The organism is Pseudomonas sp. S10E 269, assembly GCF_002798465.1.
GTDB lineage: Bacteria > Pseudomonadota > Gammaproteobacteria > Pseudomonadales > Pseudomonadaceae > Aquipseudomonas > Aquipseudomonas pergaminensis.
In genome coordinates this window covers 2752408-2770154 of record NZ_PHIJ01000001.1, presented here as the reverse complement: position 1 = coordinate 2770154, position 17747 = coordinate 2752408, and the positions used below count along the sequence as shown (strand labels likewise).

Annotated in this window: 18 protein-coding genes; 10 read left to right on the top strand and 8 right to left on the bottom strand. The window is 60.1% G+C overall.

Annotation, left to right across the window (positions count from 1 at the left end; all coding sequences use genetic code 11):
* Window positions 1-48 precede the first annotated feature (48 nt).
* The 3 genes from CWC48_RS12820 to CWC48_RS30150 all read left to right on the top strand — a co-directional run bounded on the left by CWC48_RS12820 (window position 49) and on the right by CWC48_RS30150 (window position 2220).
* Window positions 49-714 (top strand): polysaccharide lyase family 7 protein, encoded by a 666-nt coding sequence (locus tag CWC48_RS12820; protein WP_078050516.1) that lies wholly within the window; start codon window positions 49-51, stop codon window positions 712-714.
* A 462-nt stretch (window positions 715-1176) separates the two neighbouring features.
* The gene (locus CWC48_RS12815; protein WP_100491972.1) at window positions 1177-1470 is read left to right on the top strand and encodes a fructose-bisphosphate aldolase; all 294 of its coding nucleotides are present in this window, start codon (window positions 1177-1179) and stop codon (window positions 1468-1470) included.
* A gap of 444 nt (window positions 1471-1914) precedes the next feature.
* A complete protein-coding gene (locus CWC48_RS30150; RefSeq protein ID WP_157806815.1) occupies window positions 1915-2220 on the top strand; it encodes a hypothetical protein in 306 nt (101 codons plus the stop codon).
* A 219-nt stretch (window positions 2221-2439) separates the two neighbouring features.
* Here CWC48_RS30150 and fba read toward each other — a convergent pair whose 3' ends face one another.
* From fba to tkt, 6 genes are all read right to left on the bottom strand, one after another.
* A complete protein-coding gene (gene fba, locus CWC48_RS12810) occupies window positions 2440-3504 on the bottom strand; it encodes a class II fructose-bisphosphate aldolase (RefSeq protein WP_003177554.1) in 1065 nt (354 codons plus the stop codon).
* A gap of 264 nt (window positions 3505-3768) precedes the next feature.
* Window positions 3769-4104 carry an MliC family protein gene (locus tag CWC48_RS12805; RefSeq protein WP_100491971.1) on the bottom strand — a complete coding sequence of 112 codons (336 nt, stop codon included), beginning with the start codon at window positions 4102-4104 and terminating at the stop codon, window positions 3769-3771.
* 47 nt (window positions 4105-4151) lie between these two features.
* On the bottom strand, window positions 4152-4379 hold the full coding sequence (locus CWC48_RS12800; RefSeq protein WP_078050519.1) for a hypothetical protein: 228 nt from the start codon (window positions 4377-4379) through the stop codon (window positions 4152-4154).
* A 29-nt stretch (window positions 4380-4408) separates the two neighbouring features.
* Entirely contained in the window at window positions 4409-5572 is a 1164-nt protein-coding gene (locus CWC48_RS12795; RefSeq protein ID WP_025857657.1) for a phosphoglycerate kinase, read from the bottom strand.
* Between the two features lie 17 nt (window positions 5573-5589).
* Complete coding sequence (epd, locus tag CWC48_RS12790; RefSeq protein ID WP_016977753.1) at window positions 5590-6645, bottom strand: erythrose-4-phosphate dehydrogenase; 1056 nt, start codon at window positions 6643-6645, stop codon at window positions 5590-5592.
* Window positions 6646-6783: 138 nt separating this feature from the next.
* Window positions 6784-8781 carry a transketolase gene (gene tkt / locus CWC48_RS12785; protein ID WP_028618256.1) on the bottom strand — a complete coding sequence of 666 codons (1998 nt, stop codon included), beginning with the start codon at window positions 8779-8781 and terminating at the stop codon, window positions 6784-6786.
* A gap of 261 nt (window positions 8782-9042) precedes the next feature.
* On the opposite strand from tkt, the gene CWC48_RS12780 reads away from it, so the two are divergent.
* The 5 genes from CWC48_RS12780 to CWC48_RS12760 all read left to right on the top strand — a co-directional run bounded on the left by CWC48_RS12780 (window position 9043) and on the right by CWC48_RS12760 (window position 14019).
* Window positions 9043-10038, top strand: coding sequence for a metalloregulator ArsR/SmtB family transcription factor (locus CWC48_RS12780; RefSeq protein ID WP_100491970.1), 996 nt, complete (start codon window positions 9043-9045; stop codon window positions 10036-10038).
* Between the two features lie 19 nt (window positions 10039-10057).
* The gene (metK, locus tag CWC48_RS12775) at window positions 10058-11248 is read left to right on the top strand and encodes a methionine adenosyltransferase (protein ID WP_034109862.1); all 1191 of its coding nucleotides are present in this window, start codon (window positions 10058-10060) and stop codon (window positions 11246-11248) included.
* 222 nt (window positions 11249-11470) lie between these two features.
* Window positions 11471-11821: a hypothetical protein gene (locus CWC48_RS12770; RefSeq protein WP_100491969.1), complete on the top strand. Its 351-nt coding sequence runs from the start codon at window positions 11471-11473 to the stop codon at window positions 11819-11821.
* A gap of 95 nt (window positions 11822-11916) precedes the next feature.
* Window positions 11917-13581 (top strand): NAD-dependent DNA ligase LigB, encoded by a 1665-nt coding sequence (gene ligB / locus CWC48_RS12765; protein WP_100491968.1) that lies wholly within the window; start codon window positions 11917-11919, stop codon window positions 13579-13581.
* Between the two features lie 42 nt (window positions 13582-13623).
* Window positions 13624-14019, top strand: a complete 396-nt coding sequence (locus tag CWC48_RS12760) for a DUF1090 domain-containing protein (RefSeq protein WP_078050523.1) — start codon at window positions 13624-13626, stop codon at window positions 14017-14019.
* A gap of 6 nt (window positions 14020-14025) precedes the next feature.
* On the opposite strand, the gene CWC48_RS12755 is transcribed toward CWC48_RS12760, so the two are convergent.
* The gene (locus tag CWC48_RS12755) at window positions 14026-14475 is read right to left on the bottom strand and encodes a cytochrome c (protein WP_078050524.1); all 450 of its coding nucleotides are present in this window, start codon (window positions 14473-14475) and stop codon (window positions 14026-14028) included.
* 128 nt (window positions 14476-14603) lie between these two features.
* Here CWC48_RS12755 and CWC48_RS12750 point away from each other — a divergent pair, with 128 nt between their 5' ends.
* On the top strand, window positions 14604-15788 hold the full coding sequence (locus CWC48_RS12750) for a murein transglycosylase A (protein ID WP_078050525.1): 1185 nt from the start codon (window positions 14604-14606) through the stop codon (window positions 15786-15788).
* Window positions 15789-15916: 128 nt separating this feature from the next.
* Here CWC48_RS12750 and CWC48_RS12745 read toward each other — a convergent pair whose 3' ends face one another.
* Window positions 15917-16303, bottom strand: coding sequence for an MAPEG family protein (locus CWC48_RS12745; protein WP_010207167.1), 387 nt, complete (start codon window positions 16301-16303; stop codon window positions 15917-15919).
* A gap of 205 nt (window positions 16304-16508) precedes the next feature.
* On the opposite strand from CWC48_RS12745, the gene CWC48_RS12740 reads away from it, so the two are divergent.
* Window positions 16509-17744 carry a sodium:proton antiporter gene (locus CWC48_RS12740; RefSeq protein WP_100491967.1) on the top strand — a complete coding sequence of 412 codons (1236 nt, stop codon included), beginning with the start codon at window positions 16509-16511 and terminating at the stop codon, window positions 17742-17744.
* The last annotated feature ends 3 nt before the right edge of the window (window positions 17745-17747 follow it).

The window sequence follows — 17747 nt, the reverse complement described above, 5'->3', positions numbered from 1 at the left end:
CTGGCCCAAGGGCCATAGCCTACACCCCTCTGTAAAAAGGCCTACGCCATGATCGACCTATCTACCTGGAACCTCAGCATCCCGGTCGGCTCCCCGCCCGCCACCATCGACACCCCGAAGCTGATGAATGGCTTCAAAGACCAATATTTCCAGGCCGAAGGCAGCAACGTGCAATTCTGGACCCCCGTCACCGGCACCCGTACCGAAAATGCCGTGTACCCCCGCAGTGAACTGCGTGAGACCTACGCCGATGGGCGTTTACGCAACTGGACCTATTCGGATGCGGACAACTTTCTACGCGCTACCCTGCAAGTGAATCAGGTGCCGTCCACCGGCAAAATCGTGATTGGGCAGATCCATGCCTATGACAGCCAGAAGCCGCTGATCAAGCTGGAATATCAATTCAAGGAAAAAACCCAGACCGGCAATATTGTCGCCAAGGTACGCATGCGTCCGGATGACGGCGAAGGGCGGGTGATCACCGTAGCCTCGAATGTGCCGCTGGAAAAGAGCTTTACCTACGTGATCAACCTCAATAAAGCCGGGTTGCTGAGCGTGTATGCCGCGGATGGAGAATGGAATGAGCGCATTGGTGCGGCGTGGGGCGCCAAGCCGCTGTACTTCAAGGCAGGGGCGTATGTGCAGGACAACAGCGGGGACAGCAAGGAAGGCGCGCGGGTGACGTTTGCGAAGCTGGATATTGATCACGATTGAGCATCGCTCACTATCGCGTAGGCCTTATCCGAACGAGCCAGAGATCAATCACCTTTTTGAACACGCCAATGACCCCTGTGGGAGCCGGGCTTGCCCGCGATGGCGGTGTATCAGGCAACATTTTCGGTGGCTGGCCCACCGTCATCGCGGGCAAGCCCGGCTCCCACATGGGTTCTGTGTCCTACAGGGCCGTTGCGGTGAATCGGAGCGCCGCTTATAGCTCGCCCCGTCGCCGGCATTGAATGGCGATAGGGTTCCGCAGCCCTACAGAGTTAATACCGTACCCGTCAAAATACGGCATAGGCAGTCCTGCCAATGCTCGGCTTTTCATGGCGGTTGTACGTGGGAGGCCTTCGGGTCTGCCGGGTCTTAACTCCTGGGTCTGCGAACCCGCGCACAGCCGCCATCCTATTTGTTTCGCAGCAAACGGTGGCCAATCTTCTCTTGAGTTAAGGGTTTGCCATGAAGAACCAACTACCACCCCGCCGCTTCTACCCCTGCGCCGAAAACGCTACCGATAACCCCGTCCTTTTGATCGACAGCGCCGCCCCTCTGCTGGACCTCCACGCCTGCCTACGCGAACGCCTGAACGCCGTCCTCGAACACCTCAACCTGATGGCCTGCTCCAGCCTGCCGGACTTCGCCGAGCGCGACCTTAACAGTGTGGCCAATACCGCACGCATTCTGGTGCAGGACGTGAGTGATGTGTTCCGAGTCATTGAGCACCGGGGTTTCGGTACTCCAACCGCACCCTGATCAATAACCACTGTAGGAGCCGGCTTGCCGGGCTCCTACAAGGTTTACGTCAGCCACAAAAAAGCGCCCATCGCTGTAGGTTTTTATAACTCAATTAGATCTGTCCCATTCACCATTGCACATCGACATGGATGACCACCTCGGCTACCAAGCGACTGCATATTTTTAAACAACGCCAAAAAACATCATCATGATTGGCGGCATTCACAGACATATCTTCCAAATTTCCTATCGTTATAATGGCCTCAAAAAAACTTATAAGCACCCACCTCAATCGTAAATAAACAGAAACAATCCACCCATAACGAAACCCAACAAACCCTATAGCAAATAAATATAAATAACTGTGAAATCTAACAGGTTACTCAGGATGAATAAGAAACTAACCTCTATCTCGAAGTATAGAAAATTCCAATGCCTACTTGTTGAATGGAGACCTTTAAAATGTTCGAACTTTCCCCACCCCCAGCACTTACCGAGGTGACTGGTGGAGATAGTAAAATGCTCGTAAGAGGATACGGCGGAATCAGCGGCGCAGGTTGGCGCGTCGATGTCTATAGGCAAAACTCCGGTCCCGAGGGCGCGCTGGGTGCCGGCCCAGTAAATCCTGACGGGAGCTTTTTATTTGAAGCAAATTACCCTTCACTCCGACAATACAAAGGACAATCTTTGACTGTTCAAGCCCAATTTGTGGATGGCGCTGGCAAGACATCTTATTGGAGCAATCCAATGCAGGTATATATTCATTAGCCAACTATCTCACCTAGTAAAAATTCGCATTATTAGTTTAGCCCCTCCACACGCAACCAGAGCAATATCTAACGTAGGAGCCGGCTTTCCGGCGATAACAGTCTAAAGCCGTGCACTGACCTTGCGACCGCCATCGCCGCTAAACCGGGCGCCTACAAGGTTTGCGTCAGCCACAAAAAAACCCGCATCGCTGCGGGCTTTTGTTTAAACGCCTGAGGCTCAGTTCACCTTAGCGTTCAACTCACCTTTCAGGTAACGCTGGTACATCGCTTCCAGAGAGATCGGCTTGATCTTCGAAGCATTACCGGCAGTACCGAAGGCCTCGTAACGCGCGATACACACATCACGCATCGCGGTCACGGTGGCGCCGAAGAACTTACGCGGGTCAAACTCGCTCGGGTTGGTGGCCATCAGGCGACGCATGGCACCGGTGGACGCCAGGCGCAGGTCGGTGTCGATGTTGACCTTGCGCACGCCGTACTTGATGCCTTCGACGATTTCTTCAACCGGCACGCCGTAGGTTTCTTTGATGTCGCCGCCGTACTGGTTGATGATCGCCAGCCACTCTTGCGGGACCGAGGAAGAACCGTGCATCACCAGGTGGGTATTGGGGATGCGCTTGTGGATTTCCTTGATGCGGTCGATGGCCAGCACGTCGCCGGTCGGCGGCTTGGTGAACTTGTACGCACCGTGGCTGGTGCCGATGGCGATGGCCAGGGCGTCGACTTGGGTCTTCTTCACGAAGTCAGCGGCTTCTTCCGGGTCGGTCAGCATCTGGCTGTGATCCAGCACGCCTTCGGCGCCGATGCCGTCTTCTTCGCCGGCCATGCCGGTTTCCAGGGAGCCCAGGCAGCCCAGCTCGCCTTCAACCGAAACGCCGCAGGCATGCGCCATGGCCACGGTTTGTTGGGTAACGCGTACGTTGTACTCGTAGTCGGTCGGGGTCTTGCCGTCTTCGCCGAGGGAGCCGTCCATCATCACCGAGCTGAAGCCCAGTTGGATGGAGCGCTGGCACACGTCAGGGCTGGTGCCGTGGTCCTGGTGCATGCACACCGGAATGTGCGGGAATTCTTCGATTGCGGCGAGGATCAGGTGACGCAGGAACGGGGCGCCAGCGTATTTGCGCGCACCGGCCGAGGCCTGGACGATCACGGGGGAGTCGGTCTTGTCAGCGGCTTCCATGATGGCGCGCATCTGCTCAAGGTTGTTGACGTTAAAGGCTGGGACGCCGTAGCCGAACTCGGCTGCGTGGTCCAGCATTTGACGCATGCTGATAAGTGCCATTGTGTTGTCTCTCCCGGTCGAGGGTCGTTAATCGTGCAAGCCTGCCGTAGCGGCGGCTGCTATTCAAGTTATTGCAGGCCAGGCTTTACACACCTGGCCTGCTGAATCGTTATTGCTGATGTGGCTGACTCAAATTCCAATCTGGGACCGATTCGATGTGGGCGCTGGCTTGCCTGCGATCGCGGTACCAGAGGCCGAATTCGCCAACTGGCCCACCGCTTTCGCGGGCAAGCCCGCTCCCACATTTGATCTTCAGTGATCTGACTATTGGGCCTTGCAGCCGCGGCCGATCAAATCATCAGTGGCTACCCAGTAGACCAGGCCTTCCTCACCTTTTGTGTGAAACGCCAACTGGTCGTTGCTGTACAGCACGCCCGAGGCGGCAACGTCCTGCTTGAGGCGGTAAACCTGATCGGAACCGCCCAAACGGACATCCACCTCGGATTTGGCCTGATTAGCAAAGCGCCAGTTCACCTCGGCTTTGCTGTCGCAGGTCCAAGTAGTCCAATTGTCGGCAGTTTCTGCCTTGTTGCCGAACATGTTCATGCTGCTGCAGCCGGCCAATAGGGCCAGGGCTGCCAGGGCGAAAACGCCTTTCATTGCCAATCCTCGTGAGGCGACCGATGGCCGCCAGTTGATCAGACCCGTCAAGGGCAACCCTGTTCCTGACCGTTGGGCGCGGCGTCGTATTTCTCCAGCCGTTCGTTGCCGATGCGCTTGTTGATCACCGGCATGGTTTCGGCTTGCCAGTCAGCCTGGTAGCAACTTTTTTTCGACGACGGCCCCGATTTATCAGGCTCCGGCGCCGCGTTTGGGGTGCTGCCGCAGCCGGCCAACAGGCCCGCTGCGATCACCAGTGCCAACGACTTGAACATGGGAATACTCCTTTTCCGGATCACGAGCCTTAGCCTTTGGCTCGGGTTTCCAGCACTTCAACGGCCGGCAGTACTTTGCCTTCGACGAATTCAAGGAACGCGCCGCCACCGGTAGAAATGTAGGAGATCTGGTCGGCAACGCCATATTTATCGATGGCGGCGAGGGTGTCGCCGCCGCCGGCGATGGAGAATGCCGAGCTTTCGGCGATGGCCTTGGCCAGTACTTTGGTGCCGTTGCCGAATTGGTCGAATTCAAACACACCCACCGGGCCGTTCCACAGGATGGTCTGGGAGGCTTTCAGCAGTTCTGCAAAGTTGGCGGCGGTTTGCGGGCCGATATCCAGGATCATGTCGTCGGCGGCCACGTCAGCGATCAGCTTGACGGTGGCTTCGGCGCTTTCGGCAAATTCCTTGGCGACGACCACGTCCACCGGCAGCGGCACGCTGACCTTGGCGGCGATGGCGCGGGCGGTGTCGAGCAGGTCCGGCTCGTACAGGGACTTGCCCACCGGGTGACCGGCTGCGGCCAGGAAGGTGTTGGCAATGCCGCCGCCGACGATCAGCTGGTTGCAGATCTGGCTCAGGCTGTTGAGTACGTCCAGCTTGGTGGACACCTTGGAACCGGCGACGATGGCAGCCATCGGTTGCGCCGGCGCGCCCAGGGCCTTGCCCAGCGCGTCCAGCTCAGCGGCCAGCAGCGGGCCAGCAGCGGCAACCTTGGCGAACTTGGCCACGCCATGGGTGGAGCCTTCGGCGCGGTGAGCGGTGCCGAATGCGTCCATCACGAACACATCGCACAGCGCAGCATATTGCTGGGCCAGTTCGTCACTGTTCTTTTTCTCGCCCTTGTTGAAGCGCACGTTTTCGAACAGCACGATGTCGCCGGCCTTCACATCCACACCACCCAGGTAATCAGCCACCAGCGGCACGTCGCGGCCCAGGGCTTTGCTCAGGTAGTCGGCGACAGGCTTGAGGCTGTTTTCGGCGGAGAACTCACCTTCGGTCGGGCGACCCAGGTGGGAGCAGACCATCACGGCCGCACCTTTTTCCAGGGCCAGCTTGATGGTCGGCAGCGAGGCCAGGATTCGCGCATCGCTGGTGACAACACCGTCCTTGACTGGGACGTTGAGGTCTTCGCGGATCAGTACGCGCTTACCTTGCAGATCGAGGTCGGTCATCTTCAACACGGTCATGGGTCGCAGTTCCTGAGTTACTGTTGAGGTTGTTTGGAAGCGATGTGCAGATAATGTTCTGCAACATCCAGCATTCGGTTGGCAAAGCCCCATTCGTTGTCGAACCAGGCCAGGATATTCACCAGCCTCGGGCCGGAAACGCGGGTCTGGCTGGCATCGACAATCGCCGAATGCGGGTCATGGTTGAAATCGCAACTGGCGTGGGGCAACTCGGTGTAGGCCAGCAAACCTTTGAGCGGGCCGCTGGTGGCGGCGTCGCGCAGGATCCGGTTGACCTCCGTCGCATCGGTGTCGCTGACGGTCTGCATGGTGATGTCCAGGCAGGACACGTTCACCGTCGGCACCCGTACGGCTTTGGCCTGGATTCGCCCGGCAAGTTCCGGCAACAGTCGCTCGATACCGCGAGCCAGGCCCGTGGACACCGGAATCACTGACTGGAACGCCGAACGCGTACGGCGCAGGTCTTCGTGGTGATAGGCGTCGATCACCGGCTGGTCGTTCATTGCCGAGTGAATCGTGGTGATCGACACGTAGTCCAGGCCAATCGCCTGGTCCAGCAGGCGCAACAGCGGCACGCTGCAGTTGGTGGTGCAGGACGCGTTGGACACCAGCAGCTCATCGCCAGTCAGGCAATCCTGATTGATGCCATAGACGATGGTGGCGTCGACATCCGCCTCGCTGGCCATCGGCTGGGAAAACAGCACACGCGGCGCGCCGGCGTCGAGGAAACGCTGACCATCGGCACGGGTGTGATAGACACCGGAACACTCCAGTACCAGGTCTACGCCCAGTGCTTTCCAGTCGATGCCTTCGGGGGTGGCACTGCGCAAGACTTGCACGCAGTTGCCATTAATGTGCAGACAATCGCCTTCGACTCGTACTTCGCCAGGGAAGCGACCGTGGGTGGAGTCAAAGCGTGTCAGGTATTCGATGCTGGCCATGTCGGCCAGATCATTGATCGCAACAATTTCAAACCCGGCCGCCGCCCCTCGCTCGAACAGCGCACGCAAGACGCAACGACCAATGCGGCCGTAGCCGTTGAGTGCAACTTTGTAGGGACGGGGTTGGGGCATGGGGTTCTCGATCAAGGTTCGTTCGGTGCTGAATGTTCTGACGCCATCGCGGGCAAGCCCGCTCCCACATCAGACCGCGGTCAAAATGTGGGAGCGGGCTTGCCCGCGATGGCGCCAGTACACACAACGCAGACTGACTTAGTCTTCCAACAGCTCTTCAGCCTGACCCAGGATGTTTTCCAGGGTGAAGCCGAACTCTTCGAACAACGCTGGCGCCGGCGCCGACTCACCGTAGGTGGTCATGCCGATCACGCGGCCTTCCAGGCCCACGTACTTGTACCAGTAGTCGGCATGCGCCGCTTCGATGGCAATGCGCGCGCTGACCTGCAACGGCAGCACCGATTGCTTGTAGCCAGCGTCCTGGGCTTCGAACACGCTGGTGCACGGCATGGACACAACGCGTACGTTGCGGCCTTGGGCAGTCAGCTTGTCATAGGCTTGAACGGTCAGGCCGACTTCGGAACCGGTGGAGATCAGGATCAGCTCCGGCTCGCCAATGCAGTCCTTGAGCACGTAGCCACCACGGCTGATGTCGGCGATCTGTGCGTCGGTACGCACTTGGTGCTGCAGGTTCTGACGCGAGAAGATCAGCGCCGAAGGGCCGTCCTTGCGCTCGATGGCGTGCTTCCAGGCCACGGCGGATTCCACCGCATCGGCAGGGCGCCAGCAATCCAGGTTTGGCGTGGTACGCAGGCTGGTCAGTTGCTCGACCGGCTGGTGCGTCGGGCCGTCTTCGCCCAGGCCGATGGAGTCGTGGGTGTACACGTGGATCACGCGCTTCTTCATCAGCGCAGCCATGCGTACGGCGTTGCGGGCGTATTCCATGAACATCAGGAAGGTCGCGCCGTAAGGCACCAGGCCGCCGTGCAGGGACACGCCGTTCATGATGGCGCTCATGCCGAACTCACGCACGCCGTAGTACATGTAGTTGCCGCTGGCGTCTTCAGCCGAAACACCTTTGCAGCCTTTCCACAGGGTCAGGTTGGAGCCGGCCAGGTCAGCCGAGCCGCCAAGGATCTCAGGCAGCAGCGGGCCGAAGGCGTTCAGGGTGTTCTGGCTGGCTTTACGGCTGGCGATGGTCTCGCCCTTGGCCGCGACTTCGGCGATGTAGGCCGAGGCTTTTTCCGAGAAGTCGGCAGGCAGGTCACCGGCCAGGCGACGCACCAGCTCATTGGCCAGCTCAGGGAATTCGGCGGAGTAGGCCGCGAAACGCTGGTCCCACTCGGCTTCGGTGGCCAGGCCTTTTTCCTTGGCATCCCATTCGGCGTAGATGTCGGCCGGGATTTCGAACGGGCCGTGGTTCCACTTCAGGGCTTCACGGGTCAGGGCGATTTCCGCGTCACCCAGGGGGGCGCCGTGGCAGTCTTCTTTGCCCTGCTTGTTCGGCGAACCGAAACCGATGGTGGTCTTGCAGCAGATCAGGGTTGGCTGCGCGCTCTTGCGGGCGGTGTCGATGGCGGTCTTGATCTCTTCCGGATCGTGACCGTCGACGTTGCGGATCACCTGCCAGTTGTAGGCTTCGAAACGCTTAGGGGTGTCGTCGGTGAACCAGCCTTCGACTTCGCCGTCGATGGAGATGCCGTTGTCGTCGTAGAAGGCAATCAACTTGCCCAGGCCCAAGGTGCCGGCCAGGGAAGCGACTTCATGGGAAATGCCTTCCATCATGCAGCCATCACCCAGGAACACGTAGGTGTGGTGGTCGACGATGTCGTGGCCAGGGCGGTTGAACTGCGCGCCCAGGACTTTTTCAGCCAGCGCGAAGCCTACGGCGTTGGCCAGGCCTTGGCCCAGGGGACCAGTGGTGGTCTCGACGCCTGGGGTGTAGCCGAATTCCGGGTGGCCCGGGGTGCGGCTGTGCAGCTGGCGGAAGCTCTTGAGGTCGTCGATGGTGACGTCGTAGCCGGTCAGGTGCAGCAGCGAGTAGATCAGCATCGAGCCATGGCCGTTGGACAGCACGAAGCGGTCACGGTCGGCGAACGACGGGTTGCTCGGGTTGTGTTTCAGGTAGTCACGCCACAGGACCTCGGCGATATCCGCCATGCCCATGGGGGCACCGGGATGGCCGCTGTTGGCTTTTTGCACGGCATCCATGCTGAGGGCACGAATGGCGTTGGCACGCTCACGACGGCTGGGCATCGCTGATCTCCTGAGGTTTGAATATAAAAGAAACGGAAAAAAGGACCGGCATTTTCCCTCAGCCACCGCCTGCGGGCAATGACAGATAGTCACTTGAAGGTGTTTTTCCTGTGCTTTGGGCGGCAATCGCCTGCAGAAACGGTTAACGGGTTCGTCTAGAGGTTATAGCGGCTGCTTATAACCGCCACTTATCGTTCAATATCAAAACTTTTTGATATTGGCCTTGCGGGTATTTCCACCCATCACTAGACTGCTGGCCTTATGAACCTACCCGTGCCCTCACTGCGCCCCGACGACGGCGATGAACTGGCAGCCTTGTGCAAGGCCGCTGGCGATCCGTTGCGCCTGAACGTATTGCGCGCACTGGCCAACGATTCCTTCGGCGTACTGGAGCTGGCACAGATCTTTGCCATCGGCCAGTCCGGCATGAGCCACCACTTGAAGGTACTGGCACAGGCTGACCTGGTGGCCACCCGCCGCGAAGGCAATGCGATTTTCTACCGCCGCGCCCTGCCCCACACCGAACTGCTCGGCGGCAAGCTGCACGCCGCCCTGCTCGAAGAAGTGGACAACCTGAGCCTGCCGGGCGACGTGCAGTCGCGCATCGGCCTGGTGCATGGGCAACGCGCTGCCGCGAGCCAGGACTTTTTCGCACGGGTTGCAGAGAAGTTTCGTGCGCAGCAGGACCTGATCGCCGGCTTGCCCCAGTACCGCGACAGCGTACTGGCGCTGCTGGACAAGTTGAGCTTCAGAGAGGAAGCCACGGCACTGGAAGTCGGCCCGGGCGATGGCGGTTTCTTGCCCGAGCTGGCGCGGCGCTTCCAGCAGGTCACCGCCCTGGACAACAGCCCGGCGATGCTCGAACTGGCGCGCCAGCTGTGCGAACGCGAAGCGCTGGACAATGTCAGCCTGCAGTTGGCGGACGCACTGAATAGCACGACGATCAAGGCCGACTGCGTGGTGTTGAATATGGTGCTGCACCATTTCGCCGCCCCCGCCGACGCCCTCAAGCAAATGGCCGGGCTGCTGCACCCCGGCGGTAGCCTGCTGGTTACGGATTTATGCAGCCACAACCAGAATTGGGCCAGGGAGGCCTGCGGTGATCTCTGGTTGGGTTTTGAACAGGACGATCTGGCCCGTTGGGCCACCGCTGCGGGACTCGTTCCCGGGGAAAGCCTCTATGTAGGTTTACGTAATGGTTTCCAGATCCAGGTCCGCCATTTTCAGCGGCCGGCTGGCGACACTCACCATCGGTAAATATCAGGAAAACATCGAGATGAGCGAATACTCCCTTTTCACCTCCGAGTCCGTGTCTGAAGGGCATCCGGACAAAATCGCCGACCAGATTTCTGATGCGGTGCTGGACGCCATCATTGCTGAAGACAAGTTCGCCCGTGTGGCGTGCGAGACTCTGGTGAAAACCGGTGTAGCGATCATCGCTGGCGAAGTAACCACCACCGCCTGGGTTGACCTGGAGCAGATCGTTCGTGACGTGATCACCGACATCGGCTACACCAGCTCCGACGTCGGCTTCGACGGCGCGACCTGCGGCGTGATGAACATCATCGGCAAGCAGTCCCCGGACATCAACCAGGGTGTTGACCGCGCCAAGCCAGAAGACCAGGGCGCCGGCGACCAGGGCCTGATGTTCGGCTACGCCAGCAACGAGACCGACGTGCTGATGCCAGCACCGATCACCTTCTCGCACCAACTTGTACAACGCCAGGCCGAAGCCCGTAAAAACGGCCTGCTGCCGTGGCTGCGTCCGGACGCCAAGTCCCAGGTGACCTGCCGTTACGAAGGCGGCAAAGTCGTCGGGATCGACGCTGTCGTGCTGTCGACCCAGCACAACCCGGACGTCTCCTACGCCGACCTGCGCGAAGGCGTGATGGAGCTGATCGTCAAGCATGTGCTGCCGGCTGAACTGCTGAGCAAGGACACCCAGTTCCACATCAACCCGACTGGCCAGTTCATCATCGGTGGCCCGGTGGGTGACTGCGGCCTGACCGGTCGCAAGATTATCGTCGACAGCTACGGCGGCATGGCCCGTCACGGCGGTGGTGCGTTTTCGGGCAAGGACCCATCCAAGGTTGACCGCTCGGCGGCCTACGCGGGTCGTTACGTGGCCAAGAACATCGTCGCCGCCGGCTTGGCCGAGCGCTGCGAGATCCAGGTGTCCTACGCCATCGGTGTGGCCCAGCCTACGTCGATCTCGCTGAATACCTTCGGCACCGGCAAGATCAGCGATGACAAGATTGTGAAGCTGGTGCGTGAGATCTTCGACCTGCGACCTTACGCGATCACCACCATGCTCGACCTGCTGCACCCGATGTACCAGGAAACCGCAGCCTACGGCCACTTTGGTCGTACCCCTGCGCAGAAGACAGTCGGCGACGACACCTTCACCACCTTTACCTGGGAAAAAACCGACCGCGCCAACGACCTGCGCACTGCCGCCGGCCTGTAATCGCATTCGGTCCACAAAAGCCCTGCCGGGCGCATCCGGCGGGGCTTTTTATTGCCACGCAAATGGCGCGACAACCTTCACACTTTTTGGATCCAAAGCTTGCAGGCCCAATGATGGCCCTCTAGAATCCGCGCCCTCTCGGGCCCTTCACCTTATTTGGATATTGCCCTGCGCCAGCCCGGGATTCACACGTGTGCGGGCAATCGAACATTGAGGTTTTTCATGCGCATTTCCACGCTCGCCCCCACTGCCCTGCTGCTTAGCCTGTTCGCCTTGCCGGTAAATGCCGCCGACCTGAGCGCGCTGAGTGGTGCCCTGGGCGCCCAACTGGGTGGCGGCAACTCCGGCGACTGCCAGAAGCAAGCCAACGACCTGCAAGCCAAGATCGATGCGGCCGAGGCCCAGAAGGACACCTTGAAAGTGAAGGCCTTTAAAGCGGCCCAGGACCAGATCAACAAAGGTTGCAACAAACTTTCCGAAGCCCAGGCCAAAGCCGACGCCAAGCAGCAAACGCAGGAAGCCAAGGCCGATAAGCCGGACGCTGTGAAAGCCCTGGGCGGTCTGTTCAAGTAAATAGAAACACCCAGTAAAAAGCCCCGCCTTGTCGGGGCTTTTTTGTGGCCGAGTGGATCATTTAGGCTGGGCGCCCCTTCCGAGCAAGGATGCTCATGATGCATTTACTGGTTGCCCTTTTACTCATCGCATTACCTCTCTGGGTGTGGGCCGAAGAGTGCCCCGATGCAGCCCGTTCACAGGTGGGCGCCCTGGCCGAGCAGATCCGCCAGTGGGATGACAGTTACCACCGGCTTGGCCAGTCCCCCGTCAACGATGAACTCTACGACCAGGCGCGCCAGCGCTTGACCCATTGGCACCAGTGTTTCCCGGAAACGGCTGCGGCGCCTGCCAACCCACTGGCGAGTTCACGCGGAACCCTGTCTCATCCCGTTGCCCACACTGGCCTGGAGAAGCTGCTGGACGAGCAGGCCGTCGACGCCTGGTTAAGTACGCGCCAGGATGTCTGGATTCAACCCAAGGTCGATGGTGTTGCAGTGACCCTGGTGTATCGACAGGGGCGCTTGAAACAGGTCATCAGCCGAGGCGATGGAACAGCAGGCCACGACTGGTCCGCCTCTGCGCGCAAGATTCCCGGCATTGTCCAGCAGTTGCCCAAGCCCATCGACCTGGTGCTGCAAGGCGAGCTCTATTGGCGTCTCGATGACCACGTGCAGTCAGCAAGCGGCGGGCTCAACGCTCGCAGTAAGGTGGCCGGGTTGATGAACCGCAAACATTTGAGCGACACCGACGCCGCTGGCATTGGCTTGTTCGTTTGGGCCTGGCCGGAAGGCCCGGCAGCGTTTACCGAACGCCTGGCCATCCTGGCACGCTGGGGTTTCATCGATAGCCGGCGCTACAGCCAGCCCATCCGCGACATCAGCGAAGCCGCGCACTGGCGCGCCTATTGGTACAACCACCCCCTGCCGTTTGCCAGCGATGGCGTGGTGCTGCACCAGGCACAACACGCACCTGCCAAGCGTTGGCAAGCCAGCGCCCCCTATTGGTCAGCCGCCTGGAAGTACCCGGTGACCAAGGCCTTGGCATGGGTGCGCAACGTGCAGTTCAAGATTGGCCGCACCGGGCGCATCACGCCCATGCTGGAATTGGAGCCGGTACGGTTGGATGACCGGCAGATCAGCCGGGTGAGCGCTGGCTCATTGAAACGCTGGCAGGCACTCGATATCCGCGCGGGCGACCAGGTTTCCATCAGCCTGGCGGGCCAGGTTATTCCTCGGCTGGACGAGGTCGTCCTGCGCAGCCCCACCCGGGCGGACTTGCCAGTGCCCAACCCGGCTAGATTCCACGCCTTGAGCTGCTGGCAACTGGACCCCGGTTGCGAGGAGCAGTTGCTGGCACGCCTGACCTGGCTGAGCGGCAACCAGGGCCTGGCCTTGCCATATATCGGCCGCGAGACCTGGAACGTATTGATCCAGGCCGGTCTAATCGCAGGCTTTCTCGATTGGTTGACCCTGGATGCGGCAGAGCTTGCTAACATTGACGGCTTCGGTGATCGCAGCCGCGCACGAGTGCTCGAAGGCCTCCACAGCGCGCGGCAACGGCCTTTTGCACAATGGCTGAAAGCCTTGGGTGTACCGCCTGCGGCACGTAACAACCTGGAAGGCGACTGGCAGACGCTGGTCGCCAGAGACACCCAGGCCTGGCTGGCCATCGATGGGATCGGCCCGGGCCGCGCGGCGCAATTGAGCGCTTTTTTTCGCGACCCGCATGTACAGGCCATGGCTGAAACATTACGCGTGGCGGGGGTGGACGGCTTTTGAACCTGTTCCCTCCACCATCAGATTGCGACTTTGGAGCACCCTATGAAATTTCTAGCCCCCTTTGCCTTGCTGACCGTCGCAAGCTTCATGGCCACGCCGCTGCTGGCTGCCGAAGAAGCCTCCCAGCTCACTGGCTGCGCGGCCAAGCGCCAAGCCATCAGCACCCAGATCGAACAAGCCAAGGCCCACGGCAACAGTGCCCAACAAGCCGGCCTGGAAAAAGCCCTGAGCGAAGTCACCGCCAATTGCACCGACGCGTCCCTGAAGAAAGAACGGGAAAACAAGGTGCTCGACGCCAAGCATGAGGTCAGCCGCCGCCAGGCCGACCTCGACAAGGCCATGAAAAAAGGTGACGCGGACAAGATCAACAAACGCAAGGACAAGCTCGCCGAGTCCCGCAAGGAACTGCAGGACGCTGTCGACGAACTCGACGAATAAACCCGGTCAGTGGTCCCGGAACTGTTTATGGCAGGCGCTGCAGGCATCTTCGACTTTCTGCACCGCCGGCCCCAGGTTGCTGGCCTTGTAAGGCTGCACCTGGCTGGCGGTCACCAATTCACCGGTGGCCGTTTCAAGGTTGCGGGCCAGTTGCTGGAACTGCGCCTGTTTCTGCCACACGTCATCCTTGGCGCTGGTGTGATCTTCTTCACGCACGCTTGGAAAATGTTTCCACGGTTCATGGGACAACGCATCCAGCTTGACCGCGCCTTCGGCGAATTTCGCGCCGTCGAATGGAATACGCCCGCGCAGCATGCCGCCCAGGTCTTCACCGGTCTTGAGCATCTGTTTGAAGATCGCCTTGCGCTGGCCCAATGGCGAATTTGGATCAACGCCGCCACAGGCGGACAGGGTCAGGCAGGCCAGCAGTACAACGGTCAGTCGTTTAAAAGTCATGGTGGCTTCGAGGTCACGGAAAACGGCGGCCAGTATCCTCGCACCGCCCGCAAAGACCAATAGCCCTATTAATAATAAGGGTTGCCCAAGGCGCTGCGGCGCGGGCAATCGCTTCAGGAATTGTTTGTATGAATGTCACTTTGAAAACCTGGAGCCGCCGCCTGGCGTGGGCTCTACCGATGATCGCGCTGCTGGCCGGCTGCGACGCGGGCAAAGAAACAGCCAAAGATGAAACGTCCAAACCCCACGCCGTTGCCACCTATGTGAATGCACCATGGGAAGCCTTGCCGGCGGTGTCCGACAGCGACTTGCTGGCCGGTTTTGAATCCTGGCGCAGCGCCTGCCAACGCCTCAAGGCGGACCCGATCTGGGGTGCGACGTGCGCAGCCGCTGCGACCGTGCCCGCTAATGCTGCGGCGGTGCGGGGCTTCCTCAAGGAGCGTCTGGATGTGTTCGGCCTGCGCTCTGCCGACAACACGCCCAACGGCTTGATCACCGGCTACTACGAGCCGGTCTACCCCGGCAGCCTGACCAAGACCGCCACCGCCAACGTGCCGGTGTACGGCGTGCCGGACGACCTGATCATCGTCAATCTCGAAAGCATCTACCCCGAGCTCAAGGGCAAGCGCCTGCGCGGTCGCCTTGAAGGTCGCGTGCTCAAGCCCTACGACGATGCCAGCGCCATCAACGGCCAGGGCTCCACGGCCAAACCGATTGCCTGGCTGACGGACCCGATGGACCTGCAATTCCTGCAGATCCAAGGCTCGGGCCGCATCCAACTGGCGGGTGGGCGCCAACTGCGCGTCGGTTATGGTGACCAGAACGGCTACCCTTACCGCCCGATCGGCCGCTGGCTGGTGGAACAAGGCGAGTTGAAGAAAGAAGACGTGACCATGGGCGCCATCAGCGCCTGGGCCAAAGCACACCCGCAGCGCATTCCGGAACTGCTCGCGAGCAACCCCAGCTATGTGTTCTTCAGCGCTCGGCCTGACAGTAACGAAGGCCCGCGCGGCTCGTTAAACGTGCCATTGACCGCCGGCTACAGCGTGGCGGTGGATCGCAAGGTGATTCCGCTGGGCAGCCTGTTGTGGCTGTCGACCACCAAGCCCGACGGTTCTCCAATCGCACGGCCCGTCGCGGCACAGGACACCGGTGGCGCGATCACGGGTGAAGTGCGTGCAGATTTGTTCTGGGGCACCGGCGATGCGGCGGGTGAACTGGCTGGGAATATGAAGCAGCAGGGGCAGATCTGGATGTTGTGGCCAAAGGGTGCAGCGCTGCCCCAGGTGCCGGATGCGCCTGCGGGGAACTAAGGGACGCTGAAAATCCAAAATGTGGGAGCGGGCTTGCTCGCGAATGCGGTGTATCAGCCACCTATGTACTGACTGGCACTACGTATTCGCGAGCAAGCCCGCTCCCACAGGGGATCTTCATCAACCCGTCAGATCGAGACGAAGAAGAAACTCGCAATCAACGCCATCCCCACGAACCACACCAGCGAACGCAGCATCGCCCAGTCCGCCAGGTAGCAGATGATGTACAGCAGGCGGCTGGTTATAAACAGCACGGCCAGCACATTGATGGTCACCAATTCGGCCGTGCCGGCCAAGTGCGCGATAATCACCGCAGCCGCAAAGGCCGGCGTGACTTCAAAACTGTTCAGTTGTGCACTGTGGGCGCGTTTGGCAAACCCTTCGAGGGTATCCAGGAACGCGCGAGGATCGTGGTTCTGCCGAGGGCCGAACTTGCCACCGCTGAACTTGGCCACCCCCGTGCACAGGTAAGGCAGGAAAATTGCGATCAACACACACCAGAAGGCCACCGTCATCACTGATTCCTTATTCAGATTGTTATTTGAGTTCGAGGCAGAAATTAGAGTTTTAGCACTAAATATGCACAGCCGCACCTATCGCTATGAGCCGCCAGCCCCGGAAAGGTTCTATCGGTGATTTGCCCTCAGCCCTGCAACATCGCGGCGCTGCTGCGGTCCATCCCCCATCAACGCTGTCCCACCCAACTTCCAAGGACCCCGGATGCTTGAACTTGTCGCCGCTTTTATTTGCCTCACCACCCTGCTCACCTATGTGAATTTCCGTTTTATCGGCCTGCCGCCCACCATCGGCGTGATGGTCACGGCCCTGGTGTTTTCACTGATCCTGCAAGGCTTGAGCTTTCTCGGCTATCCAGGCTTGGAGGAACGCATCCAGCAACTGATCGGCCAGATCGACTTCGGCGATTTGCTGATGAACTGGATGCTCTCGTTCCTGCTGTTCGCCGGCGCCCTGCACGTGAACCTGAACGACCTGCGCAGCTACCGCTGGCCCATCGGCCTGCTGGCTACCTTCGGCGTATTGATCGCGACCGTGGTGATCGGCAGCCTGGCGTATTACATCTTTGCCCTGTTTGGTTGGCATGTGAGCTTCCTTTACTGCCTGCTGTTCGGTGCGCTGATTTCGCCTACCGACCCGATTGCGGTGCTGGGTGTATTGCGTACGGCCAATGCCTCGAAACCGCTGAAAACCACTATCGTCGGCGAATCGCTGTTCAACGATGGCACCGCCGTGGTGGTCTTCACCGTATTGCTGGGTATCGCTCAATTGGGTGAAACGCCCACCCTCGGCGCCACCGCCATGCTATTCGCCCATGAAGCCATCGGCGGCGTGGTGTTCGGCGGGCTGATTGGCTACCTGGTCTACCTGATGATCAAGAGCATCGAGCAGCACCAGATCGAAGTGATGCTGACCCTCGCCCTGGTGATCGGCGGCTCGGCGATGGCCACCGAACTGCATGTCTCGGCACCGATTGCGATGGTGGTCGCCGGCCTGATCATCGGCAACCTGGGCCGCAAGCTGGCGATGAATGACATGACCCGTCGCTACCTGGATGGCTTCTGGGAATTACTCGACGACATGCTCAACGCCCTGCTGTTCGCCCTGATCGGCATGGAACTGCTGCTGTTGCCGTTCAACTGGCTGCATGTATTCGCCGCCAGCCTGCTGGCCGTGGCAATCCTGTTGTCACGCCTGTTGACGGTGGCCCCGGCGATTCTGTTGCTACGGCGCTGGCGCACCGTGCCGCGCGGCACCATCCGCATCCTCACTTGGGGCGGTTTGCGTGGCGGAGTCTCGGTGGCACTGGCACTGGCTTTGCCGCTGGGTCCGGAACGCGACCTGCTGCTGAGCATCACCTACATTGTGGTGCTGTCGTCGATCCTGTTGCAGGGCTTGACCATTGGTCGAGTCGTAAAACGCGTAGCCGAGCCGCAGTAAGCC